We start from the raw sequence: 13,020 nt of genomic DNA, 5'->3' as shown, positions 1-13,020 counted from the left end.
AGCGGCCGGGCTCTGTGCGTTGTGGCGGATCCGCCGGCGGCAATCCCGGTACCGCGTCCGGGGCGCACGTCGATACGATCGCTCCAGGCTGCGCTGCCCCCGGCAGAAGCCTTCATCTCGCACCCCCCACCACGTCAGGGAGCCCGCCTCGTGTCCGACATCCTCGTCCATCTCGTCCATGACGACGGGGCCGCCGCGCGCGAGGACCGGACGGTGACCGACGGGACCAAGGCCTGGGAGCTGTTCACCGAGACCCCCGACGTGATCGCCGTCCGGGTCGGGGACGCGCTGCGTGATCTCTCCCACGTGCTCGGCGACGGTGACGAGGTGCAGCCGGTGAGCATCGAGAGCCCCGACGGGCGCGACATCCTGCGTCACTCCACCGCCCACGTGCTGGCCCAGGCCGTGCAGGACCTGTTCCCCGACGCCAAGCTCGGCATCGGGCCGCCGATCGAGAACGGCTTCTACTACGACTTCGACGTCGAGACGCCGTTCGTGCCCGAGGACCTCGAGAAGATCGAGTCCCGGATGCGCAAGATCATCAAGGAGAACCAGCGGTTCGAACGCCGTGCGGTCTCCGACGACGACGCGAGGACCGAGCTCTCCGCGGAGCCCTACAAGCTCGAGCTGATCGGGCTGAAGGGGTCGGCGGGCGAGGCCGCGGAGGGAGCCAGCGCCGAGGTCGGCGCCGGTGAGCTGACGATCTACGACAACGTCAACCGCAAGGGCGAGGTGGCCTGGAAGGACCTCTGCCGCGGGCCCCACCTGCCCACCACGAAGCGGATCCCCGCGTTCAAGCTGATGCGGAGCGCGGCGGCGTACTGGCGCGGCAACGAGAAGAACAAGCAGCTGCAGCGCATCTACGGGACCGCCTGGGAGAGCAAGGAGGCCCTGGACGCGCACCTCCACCGGATCGAGGAGGCCGAGCGCCGCGACCACCGCAAGCTCGGTCGCGACCTCGACCTGTTCAGCTTCCCCGACGAGATCGGCTCGGGACTCCCGGTGTTCCACCCCAAGGGCGGGGTGATCAAGCGCGAGATGGAGGACTACGTCCGTCGCCGCCACATCGAGGAGGGCTTCGAGTACGTCGGTACGCCGCACATCGCCAAGGAGGGGCTCTTCCACACCTCCGGGCATCTGCCGTACTACGGCGAGGGGATGTTCCCGGCACTCGACGTCGACGGCCAGGACTACCGGCTCAAGGCGATGAACTGCCCGATGCACAACCTGATCTTCCGCTCGCGGCAGCGCTCCTACCGTGAGCTGCCCCTGCGCCTGTTCGAGTTCGGGCACGTCTACCGGCACGAGAAGTCCGGCGTGGTCCACGGGCTCACCCGGGTGCGCGGCTTCGCCCAGGACGACTCCCACTCCTACGTCACCGCCGAGCAGGCCCCCGACGAGATCAGGCACCTGCTCGGGTTCGTGCTCAGCCTGCTCCGCGACTTCGGGCTCGACGACTTCTACCTCGAACTGTCCACGCGCGACGCGTCGAAGGACAAGTTCATCGGGTCCGACGAGGACTGGGCCGTGGCGACCAAGGTCCTCGAGGACGTGTGCACCGAGACCGGCCTCGAGCTCGTCCCGGACCCGGGCGGGGCGGCGTACTACGGGCCCAAGGTCTCCGTGCAGGCCCGCGACGCCATCGGCCGCACCTGGCAGATGTCCACCATCCAGTACGACTTCAACCAGCCCTCCGCCGAGCGGTTCAACCTCGAGTACGTCGCCGCCGACGGCACCCGGCAGCAGCCGGTGATGATCCACTCGGCCAAGTTCGGCTCGATCGAGCGGTTCATGGGGGTGCTCACCGAGCACTACGCCGGAGCGTTCCCTCCATGGCTCGCGCCGGTGCAGGTGCAGGGGATCCCGATCGCCGAGCGGCACAACGACTACCTGGCCGGGATCGCCGCCCAGATGCGGTCGCAGGGGATCCGCGTGGAGGTCGACGACTCCGACGACCGGATGCAGAAGAAGATCCGCAACGCGCAGCTGCAGAAGGTCCCGTTCATGGTGATCGCGGGCGACAACGACGTCGAGGCGGGCGCCGTGAGCTTCCGCTACCGCGACGGGCGCCAGGACAACGGCGTCCCGATCGAGGAGGCCATCGCCCGCGTCGCGGAGGCGGTCGCGGCCAGGGTGCAGGTGTGAGCCAGGGCAGCGACCGGGTGATCCGCCAGGACGGCATCGGCGAGCCCGACGGGCTCGACCGGCTCTGGACACCCCACCGGATGGCCTACATCCGCGGGGAGAGCAAGCCGGCCGACGACACCGCGGGGGAGTGCCCGTTCTGCCGGATCCCCTCGCTCGGGGACGCCGAGGGTCTCGTCGTACACCGCGGTGAGCTGGCCTACGTCGTGCTCAACCTCTACCCCTACGCGCCCGGTCACCTGATGGTCTGCCCCTACCGGCACATCGCGCAGTACACCGAGACCACCGAGGCCGAGGTCGCCGAGATCGCCGGACTGACCAAGAGCGCGATGACCACGCTGCGCAGCGTCTCGGGCGCCCAGGGCTTCAACGTGGGGATGAACCAGGGTGCCGTCGCAGGGGCCGGGATCGCCGCGCACCTGCACCAGCACGTGGTGCCGCGCTGGCTGGGCGACCAGAACTTCATGCCGATCATCGGCCAGACCAAGACCCTGCCCGAGCTGCTGCAGGACACGCGGGACCTGCTGGCCGGCGCCTGGGTGGATCCGGTCAGCTGACCTCGTGCGGGTGCTCGGCCCTGCGCCCCTGGAAGCTCAGGATCGCCGGGTTGACGACGTGACCGTCCCGCACCTCGATCGCGCGACTGATCGTCTCGTTCGCGTCCCAGGCGGCAGGTCCGGCCAGCACGACCGGCAGGAAGGGCAGCAGCGCCTCGCTGTTCTCCCAGGTCGCCGAGTTCCACAGGTACGACGGGGAGTGGTCGACCGCGTAGTAGTCGATCTTGTCGGCCACCGTGAACATCGGGTCCTCGAACGAGGTGGGCCTGGCCCACTCGAACCCCATTCCCTCGTCGCACGAGACGTCGACGACCAGGCTGCCCTGGCGGAACCCGGCAAGGTCGTCGAGGGAGAGGAACGTGAGTGGTGCGGCGGTGTCCTGGAGCGTGCAGTTGACGACGATGTCGTTCTCGGCGAGGTAGTCCGCCAGCGGCGTCCGGCCACGCTCGGTGATCACGTGGCTCTTGTACGGCGGCTCAGGGTCGTGGTCGAACTGCCGGATCTGCACGGAATGGATCGGGGAGCCGACGGCGGCCACTCCTCGGTTGGTGAGCACGGCCACCTGGTGGATCCCGTGCGCGTTCAGGGCGGTGACCGCGCCTCGAGCAGTCGCGCCGAACCCGATCACCACCGCCTGCAGCCGACGACCGTAGTCTCCTGTCGAACCGGTCAGCTCCAGTGCCTGCAGCACCGAGCAGTAGCCGGCCAGCTCGTTGTTCTTGTGGAACACGTGCAGTCCGACGTTGCCATCGACAGTCCAGTGGTTCATCACCTCGAATGCGATCAGGGTGAGCTGCCGGTCGATCGCGATCTGGGTCACGACCGGGTCCTGGACGCAGTGCGGCCAACCCCACAACACGGAGCCGGGGCGCATGGCCTCGACGTCCGAGGGCTGCGGCTTGGGCAGGAGCACGACGTCGGAGTCGGCGAGGATCTCCTCACGCGTCGCGAAACCCGCCACGAGCCCCGCGAGCTCGGCGTCGGTGCGTCGGAAGCGTGCGCCGAAGCCGTGCTCGAGGGTGATGAGTCGCCGGAGCTCGCTCGGGATCCGGTCGAGGTGGTCGGGGTGGAGCGGGAGCCGGTGCTCGTTCTCCTTCGACGACGAACCGATGACTCCCAGGCGTAGCGCCGCGGAACTCAACGCTTCTTGCCGACCTGGGGGGTCTTGGCGAGGGGGGTGTCCTGAGCGTCTTCCCGCTTGGCGGCCCGCTTCTCCTTGATGGACTTGCCGGTCTTCTTGGTCATGCTCTGGCGAGGCGACTTGTCGCTCATCGGGACCCTTTTCATGGGAAGCCTGAATGGCTCCGTGACCAGACCGTACGCCCTGCGCAAGCAGGCCGACTGCCGGACGGTAGCCTCATCGCGACATGTTGGACCGGTTCAAGCACTTCTGGCAGAGCGTCATGCTGGCGCCGATCGTGAACGCCTTCATCAGGCTGGGGATCAGTCCGGACGCGGTCACGCTCGTCGGCACCCTGGGTGTCAGCGCCGGCGCCCTGGTGTTCTTCCCCCAGGGGAAGCTGCTCACCGGCGTCCTGGTGATCACCGCCTTCGTGTTCAGCGACCTCGTCGACGGTGCGATGGCCCGCGCCACCGGCCGCACGTCCAAGTTCGGTGCCTTCTTCGACTCCACGCTCGACCGGATCGGTGACGCAGCCATCTTCGGTGGCCTGGTGCTCTACTTCGCCGGGCCGGGGGACAGCTACCTCTACCTGTGCCTCTCGCTCTACTGCCTGGTGATGGGCGCCGTGACCAGCTATGCGCGGGCCCGGGCGGAATCCCTGGGGATGCAGGCCAAGGGTGGGATCGCCGAGCGGGCGGACCGGCTCGTGGCCATCTTGGTGATGACCGGCCTCGGTGCGATCTTCGACCTGCCGATCCTGATGCTGGTCACCTTGTGGGCGCTGGCCCTGGCCAGCACCGAGACCGTCGCCCGCCGCATCCTGATGGTGCGCCAGCAGGCGTTGGCCGAGGAGCGCCAGGACTGACGACCGGCGGTGGTCGTGGTGTGACGCAGTCGTAGGCTTCGACTATGACCCAGGACCCCTCGATCACCCAGAGCTCTCCCGAGACAGGCACCTCGCGCGTCAAGCGCGGCATGGCCGAGATGCTCAAGGGCGGGGTGATCATGGACGTGGTCACCGCCGAGCAGGCGAAGATCGCCGAGGACGCGGGCGCCGTCGCCGTGATGGCGCTCGAGCGCGTCCCCGCCGACATCAGGGCCCAGGGCGGCGTCTCGCGGATGAGCGACCCGGACATGATCGACGGCATCATCGAAGCCGTCAGCATCCCGGTGATGGCCAAGGCCAGGATCGGGCACTTCGCCGAGGCGCAGGTGCTGCAGAGCCTGGGCGTGGACTACGTCGACGAGTCCGAGGTGCTCACCCCGGCCGACTACTCCAACCACATCGACAAGTGGGCCTTCACGGTTCCCTTCGTCTGCGGGGCCACCAACCTGGGGGAGGCGCTGCGCAGGATCACCGAGGGCGCGGCGATGATCCGCTCCAAGGGCGAGGCCGGCACGGGTGACGTCTCCAACGCCGTCACGCACATGCGCACCATCCGTCGCGAGATCCGCCGGCTGGGTTCCCTCGCCGAGGACGAGCTGTACGTCGCCGCCAAGGAGCTGCAGGCGCCCTACGACCTGGTTGCCGAGGTCGCGTCCAGTGGCAAGCTCCCGGTGGTGCTGTTCACCGCGGGAGGCATCGCGACACCGGCCGACGCAGCGCTGCTGATGCAGCTCGGGGCCGAAGGGGTCTTCGTGGGGTCGGGCATCTTCAAGTCCGGCAACCCGGCCGAGCGTGCCGAGGCGATCGTCAAGGCGACCACCTTCCACGACGACCCCGATGTGGTGGCCAAGGTCTCCCGCGGGCTCGGTGAGGCCATGGTCGGCATCAACGTCGAGGAGATCCCGCAGCCGCACCGGCTGGCCGAACGCGGCTGGTGACGAATCCCGTCCGCTATGCGCGGTTTGTGACTTTTGCCGAAAACGATGGCATCTGCCCGTTTTTTAGGCCACCATTGGCGGTGCATCGCCTAGCGCGATCAACCCACCAGTCCCGGTGGGGTGCCGCCGCGGGGGAGGCACCCCATCGGGACCTCGGTGGCCGCCTCGCCCGACCGGTTCCGGTGATCCGGTGACGGGGCCCCGTGTCGGCGTACTCGCCCTCCAGGGCGACGTCCGCGAGCACCTGCGGGTGCTGACCGAGCTCGAGGTCGCGGCGTTCGCCGTACGCCGCCCGGAGGAGCTGGCGAGCTGTGACGGCCTGGTGATCCCGGGCGGGGAGTCGACCACGATCGCGAAGCTGGCGCGGATCTTCGACCTGCTCGAGCCGCTGCGCGACCGGGTCCGGGGCGGGATGCCGGCCTTCGGCACCTGTGCGGGGATGATCCTGCTGGCCGACCGAGTCGTGGACGGCACTCACGACCAGGAGGGCATCGGGGGACTCGACGTCACCGTCCGTCGCAACGCCTTCGGCCGCCAGGTCGACTCCTTCGAGGAGCCGCTCGACTTCGCCGGTCTCGAGGACCCCGTGCACGCCGTCTTCATCCGCGCTCCCTGGGTGGAGTCGGCCGGACCTGGTGTCGAGGTGCTTGCCCGGGCCGCCACCGGCGCTGCCGCGGGTAGGATCGTCGCCGTCCGGCAGGGATCGCTGATGGCGACGTCGTTCCACCCCGAGGTGGGATCCGACGTACGCATCCACCGTCTCTTCTGTGACCTCGTAGTCGCACGTGCAACGGAAGGGAACCGCTGATGTCAGGTCACTCCAAGTGGGCGACGACGAAGCACAAGAAGGCCGTCATCGACTCCCGGCGCGGCAAGATGTTCGCCAAGCTCGTCAAGAACATCGAGGTCGCCGCCCGGATGGGCGGAGGGGACATCTCCGGGAACCCCACGCTCTACGACGCCATCCAGAAGGCCAAGAAGTCCTCGGTCCCCAACGACAACATCGACCGCGCGGTCAAGCGCGGCTCGGGCGCCGAGGCGGGTGGGGCCGACTACAGCACGATCATGTACGAGGGCTACGGCCCCAACGGTGTCGCGTTCCTGATCGAGTGCCTCACCGACAACAAGAACCGTGCCGCGATGGAGGTCCGGACGGCGATGAACCGCAACGGCGGCTCGCTGGCCGACCCGGGCTCGGTCTCCTACCTGTTCCACCGCAAGGGCGTCGTCGTGGTGCCCGCGGAGCAGGAGGGCAAGCGCGTCGACGAGGACGACGTCCTCGAGGCCACGCTGGAGGCCGGTGCCGAGGACGTCAACGACCACGGGGACGCCTTCGAGGTGGTCAGCGAGCCGACCGACCTGGTCGCCGTACGCACCGCGCTGCAGGCCGCGGGCGTGGACTACGACTCCGCCGAGGCCTCGTTCGTGCCGAGCATGCAGGTCGAGCTGGACGCCGACGGGGCCGGCAAGGTCTTCCGGCTGGTCGAGGCGCTCGAGGACCTCGACGACGTCCAGAACGTCTACGCCAACTTCGACGTCCCCGACGACGTGCTGGCGGCCCTCGACGCGTGAGGGGCTCCGGGCCCGCTCCCGGCGAGTCGGGCCGCCCCGGGCGGGGTCGCCCGGTTAGCGTGGTGCGAACAGGTGTTCGGACGAGCGAGGAGTCTTCATGCGTGTGCTCGGGATCGACCCCGGCCTCACCCGGTGCGGTGTGGGTGCAGTCGAGGGCTCGGTCGGCCGGCCACTCTCGCTGGTCGACGTCGGCGTGGTCCGCACCTCGGCGCAGATGCCGCTCGCGCAGCGGCTGTGCCTGATCGAGTCCGGCCTCGAGGAGTGGCTCGACGCGACCCGGCCCGACGCCGTGGCGGTCGAGCGGGTCTTCAGCCAGCACAACGTCAAGACGGTGATGGGCACCGCCCAGGCCAGCGGCATCGCCCTGCTGGTGGCGGCACGGCGCGGCATCCCGGTGGCCCTGCACACCCCCAGCGAGGTGAAGGCGTCGGTGACCGGGAGCGGCCGCGCCGACAAGGCCCAGGTCGGAGCCATGGTGACCCGGCTGCTGCGGCTCACCGAGGTGCCGAAACCGGCTGACGCGGCCGACTCCCTGGCGCTGGCCATCTGCCACATCTGGCGTGGGGGCGCGACCAACCGCCTCGAGGCGGCCGTGGCTGCCCACACAGCCGTGCACGCGACCTCGGGACGCGCACGATGATCGCGTTCGTGCGGGGCAGGGTCGCTGCCGTGGGCCTGACCTCCGCCGTCCTCGAGGTGGGCGGCGTGGGACTGGAGCTGCAGTGCACCCCGGACACGATCGCCGGCCTGCGCATCGGCGCCGAGGCCACCCTGCCCACCAGCATGGTCGTGCGTGAGGACTCCCTGACGCTGTTCGGGTTCGCCGACGACGACGAGAAGCAGATGTTCGAGCTCGTCCAGACCGCCAGTGGGGTCGGACCCAAGCTGGCGCAGGCGATGCTGGCGGTGCACCGCCCCGAGACGCTGCGCCGAGCCGTGGCCGGTGACGACGTCAAGACGCTGACCGCCGTCCCGGGCATCGGCCAGAAGGGTGCGCAGCGCATCATCCTCGAGCTGCGCGACCGGATCGGTCCACCCACCTCCGCAGCCGCGACCCGGCCCGCTGCCCCCGCTCGCGACGGTTGGAAGGTGCAGGTCCAAGCCGCGCTCGTGGGTCTCGGCTGGTCTGCCAAGGAAGCCGACCAGGCTGTGACCGCAGTCCTCCCGCAGGCCCAGGCGATGCCCGTTCCAGAGGTCGCGCCCCTGCTGCGTGCTGCGCTGCAGACGATGAGCAAGGCCTGACCCGGTGGACGAGACCGAGCTCGACGCGGCAGAGATCGCCTACCTGACCTCCCGACCCCTCACCGCGGCCGACGCGGACGGGGACGAACGAGTGGTGGAGGCGGCACTGCGCCCGCGCACCCTCGACGAGGTGGTCGGCCAGGAACGCGTCCGCGAGCAGCTGTCCCTGCTGTTGCAGGCAGCCAGGAACCGCCATCGGGTGGCCGACCACGTGTTGATGAGTGGTCCCCCCGGCCTCGGCAAGACGACCCTCGCGATGATCATCGCCGCGGAGATGAGCGCACCGCTCCGGCTGACCAGCGGTCCCGCCATCACCCACGCGGGCGACCTCGCAGCGATCCTCTCCGGTCTCAACGAGGGCGACGTGCTCTTCGTCGACGAGATCCACCGGATGTCCCGGCCGGCGGAGGAGATGCTCTACATGGCCATGGAGGACTTCCGGGTCGACGTGGTCATCGGCAAGGGGCCCGGCGCGACCGCGATCCCCCTGGAGATCCCGCCGTTCACCCTGGTCGGGGCCACGACCCGTGCGGGACTGCTGCCCAGCCCGCTGCGGGACCGGTTCGGGTTCACGGCCCGCCTCGAGTTCTACGAGCCGGCCGACCTCGAGCGGATCGTGCGCCGCTCAGCCGGCCTCCTCGACGTCGAGCTGCAGCGCGATGGCGCCCACGAGATCTCGCTGCGTTCCCGCGGCACCCCCCGGATCGCCAACCGGCTCCTGCGCCGGGTGCGCGACTACGCGCAGGTCCGTGCCGACGGCGTGGTGACCCGCGAGCTGGCCCGCGCGGCCCTCGAGCTGTTCGAGGTCGACGAGTCCGGCCTCGACAGCCTGGACCGCGCCGTGCTCGACGTCTTGTGCCGCCGCTTCGGTGGCGGGCCGGTCGGGGTCAGCACGCTCGCGGTCGGCGTGGGTGAGGAGCGCGAGACCGTGGAGGAGGTCGCGGAGCCGTTCCTGGTGCGCCAGGGCCTGTTGGCCCGCACCGCCCGCGGCAGGATCGCCACCCCCGCGGCCTGGGTGCACCTGGGGCTCAAGCCCCCGCCCGGAGTCGCAGGAGAAGACCCAGTTCTGTTCGGGTCGCAGTCGGACTGAGCGCCTCTCGGCCGTTAGACTTCACGGTCGGTGACCTTGAGTGGACCGGCGGAGCCACCTGGCTTTGCGGCGGTCCTGAGGTGGCGCCCTTCACCTGTTGTCTTCCCCTGGGAGTTGTTTCTCGTGTCTGCCGCTGCGCAGCTGCTTGTGATCGTCGTCGCCATGCTGGCCTTCTGGGCCATCGTCATGCGACCTGCCCGCAACCAGCAACGACGGGTCCAGGACCTGCAGAACTCACTCGAGGTGGGCCAGGAGGTCGTGCTGTCCTCGGGGATCTTCGGCACCATCCGCGCGTTGTCCGAGGGGAAGGCCGAGCTCGAGGTGGCGCCCGGCGTGGTGGTCACGGTGGCCCGCCAGGTCGTCGTACGCCGTGTGGACGAGCTCGAGGGTGCCGGGGACCAGCCCCGGACCGAGGCTGCACCTGACGCCGGCGAGGTTCCGGGGGAGCGTTCCGCCGGGTCCGACCCGACCAAGACCGAGGACTGAGGACACCGCCGTGGCGAAGAACAAGCTCCGTCCAGTGCGGACGCTGGTCATCTTCGGACTGACCATCTGCGTGCTCTACGGGCTCGCAGCGATCGGGCAGACCTGGAAGCCGCGCCTGGGCCTCGACCTCGAGGGTGGCACCCGGATCACGCTGTCGGCCATCTCCGCGGGCGACTCGATCACCCAGGAGAAGCTCAAGGAAGCGGCGAGCATCGTCGACTCCCGCGTCAACGGCAGCGGTGTCTCGGAGGCCGAGGTCTCCACCCAGGGCAACCGCAACATCATCGTGGAGATCCCCGGCGAGAACGCCTCCAACCTCGTCGAGGCGGTCAAGCGCACCGCCCAGCTCCGCTTCCGGCTGGTGGCCGGTTCGCCGCAGCCGGGAACTCCCGCCGAGGAGCCCAGCGCCTCCCCGAGCCCGTCGGCCAGCCCGTCGGCGGCCCCCAAGGGCAAGGCCGGCCAGGACAAGCAGCAGAAGGCCCCGGAGGCGACGGCCACGCCCAAGCCGCGGACCGCACCCTTCACCAAGCCCCAGGCCACGACCACCCCTTCACCGGAGTCCGAACCGACGCCGAGTGCCCCCGCTGAGCAGGCGCCCACGCAGGAGGCCCCGCAGATCACCCAGAAGGGTGCACCGGTCAACGACCCGCTGGCCTGGTCCCAGGACCCGGGCATCGAGTGGCTCCAGAAGTTCTCCGAGTTCGTGTGCCCGACCGCCGACGAGGCCGCACCCAAGGCGGACAACCCCAACCAGCCGCTGATCGCCTGCGACGACGAGGGCCAGAAGTTCCTGCTCTCCAAGTCCCTGATCGAGGGCACCGAGCTGAAGTCGGCCTCCTACGGCACCCCGCCCAACGGGGTCGGCTGGGCCGTGAACTTGTCGTTCAAGAGCACGGCCCGCAAGGTGTTCGGCGACACGACCACCGCGCTCAACCAGAACCAGGGCACGTTCGCGATCGTGCTCGACGGTTCGGTCATCTCCTACGCGGGGGTCAACGAGCCGATCCTCGACGGAAACGCCCAGATCACCGGCGACTTCAGTGAGGCCGATGCGTCGTCACTGGCCAACTCGTTGAAGTACGGCGCCCTCCCGCTGCGCTTCGACAGCACCGTCGAGACCATCGGCCCCTCGCTCGCCGGCAACCAGCTCTCCGCAGGCATCCTGGCCGGAAGCATCGGCCTGGTGATCGTGATGATCTACTGCCTTGTCTACTACCGAGGACTCGGCATCGTCGTCGTGGCCTCACTGGTCGTCGCCGGCGTGATCACCTACGGCACCGTGCTGGTGCTGGCCAAGGCTGCCGGCTTCACGCTCACCCTCCCGGGCATCGCCGGACTGATCGTGGGGGTCGGTATCACCGCTGACTCCTTCATCGTCTACTTCGAACGAATACGTGACGAGATGCGCGACGGGAAGTCCATGCGGGTGGCCGTGGAGACCGGGTGGGCCAGCGCGCGGATGACCTGCCTGGCCGCGGACGCCGTCTCGCTGCTGGCCGCCGTGGTGCTCTACATCTTCGCGATCGGCGTGGTGCGGGGCTTCGCCTTCGCGCTCGGCATCAGCACCCTGATCGACGTCGCGGTGTTCTTCTGGTTCACCAAGCCGATGATGACCCTGCTCGCGAGACGCAAGTTCTTCAACTCCGGGTCCCGGTTCTCCGGGCTCTCTCCTGAGACCCTCGGCATCGACGAGGCTCCCCAGTCCAAGCAGCCGCAGCTCGTCGGAGGAGGTTCCTGATGGGCAAGATGAGCAGGCTCGGAAACGCGCTCTACGAGGGCGACGTCTCGATCGACTTCGTCGGCCGCAAGTGGCTCTGGTACGGCATCTCGATCGTGATCATCGCGGTCGCCATGGCCGGGTTGTTCTTCAAGGGGCTCAACTTCGGCATCGAGTTCGAGGGTGGGGTCGAGTACCGGGTGAGCCTCCCGGCCAACCAGGTCACCCAGGACAACGTCGACAAGATCCGCGCCGCCGTCGCCGACACCGGGATCGACGCCGCCTCCTCACCGATCGTGAACACCTCGGGCGAGTCGATCCGGGTGCAGACCGAGGAGCTCACCGACACGCAGTCCGACGAGGTGACCGACGCCATCGCGAAGGCCGTCGGGGTCGACGCACGCGACGACATCTCCACCCAGGACATCGGCGCGAGCTGGGGCCAACAGGTGGCCGAGCGCGCCATCACCGGTCTCGTGGTGTTCCTGGTCCTGGTGGTGCTGTTCATCTGGGCCTACTTCCGAGAATGGAAGATGTCGGTCGCCGCGCTGGTGGCGCTGGCCCACGACGTGATCATCACGATCGGCGTCTACGCGATCTCGGGCTTCGAGGTGACGCCCTCCACGGTCACCGGCCTGCTGACGATCCTGGGCTTCTCGCTCTACGACACCGTCGTCGTCTTCGACAAGGTGAAGGAGAACACCCGCAAGGGACGCAAGGGCAAGCGCACCTACGCCCAGCTGGCCAACCTCGCGGTGAACCAGACCCTGGTCCGCTCGATCAACACCTCGATCGTCGCCCTGCTGCCAGTCGGCGTGATCCTCTACGTCGGCACGGTCAGCCTCGGGACGGGCTCGCTGAAGGACCTCTCGCTCTCGCTGTTCGTCGGCATGGCGGCCGGTGCCTACTCCTCGATCTTCATCGCCACACCGCTCGCGGTGCAGCTGAAGGCGGGGGAGAAGGAGGTCACCCAGCAGGACGCCCGCGCCAGGGCCCGCGCCAAGCGCGACGTGGACCGGTACGCCGACGTGCCGAGCTTCTCCGAGGACCTGCCGATGCACGACGCCCCTGTGGACCACGACGACCTCGAGTCCGAGCCGGAGGAGCGCGCAGCCCCGGTGAAGGCCCCGCCGCGACGACCGGAGGCATCGGGATCGGGACGGACCGTGCCCGACCCGAAGGCGCCGATGCGCGACTCGGGTGCGGCCAAGCGCAGCCAGCCGAGGCGTGAGCCTCGCTCCAAGCGCGGCAAGTGAGGACGCCG

At 69.2% G+C, this 13,020-nt stretch carries 14 protein-coding genes; 12 read left to right on the top strand and 2 right to left on the bottom strand.

The window, feature by feature from the left end:
• Nucleotides 1–150: 150 nt before the first annotated feature.
• Together thrS and AC4BGB_RS02805 are read left to right on the top strand one after the other, a co-directional pair.
• Nucleotides 151–2,145 carry a threonine--tRNA ligase gene (gene thrS / locus AC4BGB_RS02810; protein ID WP_490544529.1) on the top strand — a complete coding sequence of 665 codons (1,995 nt, stop codon included), beginning with the start codon at nt 151–153 and terminating at the stop codon, nt 2,143–2,145.
• The gene (locus tag AC4BGB_RS02805; RefSeq protein WP_490544527.1) at nt 2,142–2,702 is read left to right on the top strand and encodes an HIT family protein; all 561 of its coding nucleotides are present in this window, start codon (nt 2,142–2,144) and stop codon (nt 2,700–2,702) included. The genes thrS and AC4BGB_RS02805 overlap by 4 nt, the downstream gene beginning before the upstream one ends.
• Here AC4BGB_RS02805 and AC4BGB_RS02800 read toward each other — a convergent pair.
• Both AC4BGB_RS02800 and AC4BGB_RS02795 read right to left on the bottom strand, forming a co-directional pair.
• Nucleotides 2,695–3,843 (bottom strand): N(5)-(carboxyethyl)ornithine synthase, encoded by a 1,149-nt coding sequence (locus tag AC4BGB_RS02800; protein ID WP_490544526.1) that lies wholly within the window; start codon nt 3,841–3,843, stop codon nt 2,695–2,697. The two genes, AC4BGB_RS02805 and AC4BGB_RS02800, sit on opposite strands and share 8 nt — an antisense overlap.
• A complete protein-coding gene (locus AC4BGB_RS02795) occupies nt 3,840–3,974 on the bottom strand; it encodes a hypothetical protein (RefSeq protein ID WP_490544525.1) in 135 nt (44 codons plus the stop codon). The genes AC4BGB_RS02800 and AC4BGB_RS02795 overlap by 4 nt, the downstream gene beginning before the upstream one ends.
• A gap of 95 nt (nt 3,975–4,069) precedes the next feature.
• Here AC4BGB_RS02795 and pgsA point away from each other — a divergent pair, with 95 nt between their 5' ends.
• The 10 genes from pgsA to secF all read left to right on the top strand — a co-directional run bounded on the left by pgsA (nt 4,070) and on the right by secF (nt 13,012).
• Nucleotides 4,070–4,690 (top strand): phosphatidylinositol phosphate synthase, encoded by a 621-nt coding sequence (pgsA, locus tag AC4BGB_RS02790; RefSeq protein WP_490544523.1) that lies wholly within the window; start codon nt 4,070–4,072, stop codon nt 4,688–4,690.
• Nucleotides 4,691–4,734: 44 nt separating this feature from the next.
• Entirely contained in the window at nt 4,735–5,649 is a 915-nt protein-coding gene (gene pdxS, locus AC4BGB_RS02785) for a pyridoxal 5'-phosphate synthase lyase subunit PdxS (RefSeq protein ID WP_490544521.1), read from the top strand.
• A 190-nt stretch (nt 5,650–5,839) separates the two neighbouring features.
• Nucleotides 5,840–6,457: a pyridoxal 5'-phosphate synthase glutaminase subunit PdxT gene (gene pdxT, locus AC4BGB_RS02780; RefSeq protein WP_490544520.1), complete on the top strand. Its 618-nt coding sequence runs from the start codon at nt 5,840–5,842 to the stop codon at nt 6,455–6,457.
• Nucleotides 6,457–7,221: a YebC/PmpR family DNA-binding transcriptional regulator gene (locus AC4BGB_RS02775; RefSeq protein ID WP_490544519.1), complete on the top strand. Its 765-nt coding sequence runs from the start codon at nt 6,457–6,459 to the stop codon at nt 7,219–7,221. The genes pdxT and AC4BGB_RS02775 overlap by 1 nt, the downstream gene beginning before the upstream one ends.
• Nucleotides 7,222–7,318: 97 nt before the next feature.
• A complete protein-coding gene (gene ruvC / locus AC4BGB_RS02770; protein WP_490544518.1) occupies nt 7,319–7,861 on the top strand; it encodes a crossover junction endodeoxyribonuclease RuvC in 543 nt (180 codons plus the stop codon).
• On the top strand, nt 7,858–8,463 hold the full coding sequence (gene ruvA, locus AC4BGB_RS02765; RefSeq protein WP_490544516.1) for a Holliday junction branch migration protein RuvA: 606 nt from the start codon (nt 7,858–7,860) through the stop codon (nt 8,461–8,463). The genes ruvC and ruvA overlap by 4 nt, the downstream gene beginning before the upstream one ends.
• Before the next feature lie 34 nt (nt 8,464–8,497).
• Nucleotides 8,498–9,553, top strand: coding sequence for a Holliday junction branch migration DNA helicase RuvB (ruvB, locus tag AC4BGB_RS02760; RefSeq protein WP_490546773.1), 1,056 nt, complete (start codon nt 8,498–8,500; stop codon nt 9,551–9,553).
• A 123-nt stretch (nt 9,554–9,676) separates the two neighbouring features.
• Nucleotides 9,677–10,039 (top strand): preprotein translocase subunit YajC, encoded by a 363-nt coding sequence (gene yajC, locus AC4BGB_RS02755; protein ID WP_490544514.1) that lies wholly within the window; start codon nt 9,677–9,679, stop codon nt 10,037–10,039.
• A gap of 10 nt (nt 10,040–10,049) precedes the next feature.
• Nucleotides 10,050–11,777 carry a protein translocase subunit SecD gene (gene secD, locus AC4BGB_RS02750; protein ID WP_490544513.1) on the top strand — a complete coding sequence of 576 codons (1,728 nt, stop codon included), beginning with the start codon at nt 10,050–10,052 and terminating at the stop codon, nt 11,775–11,777.
• Nucleotides 11,777–13,012, top strand: coding sequence for a protein translocase subunit SecF (gene secF, locus AC4BGB_RS02745; protein WP_490544511.1), 1,236 nt, complete (start codon nt 11,777–11,779; stop codon nt 13,010–13,012). Before secD ends, secF begins: the two co-directional genes overlap by 1 nt.
• Nucleotides 13,013–13,020: the final 8 nt, after the last annotated feature.

The sequence above is a fragment of the Nocardioides sp. Z30_9 genome (assembly GCF_058215735.1).
This window is presented reverse-complemented; position numbering and strand designations above follow the sequence as displayed.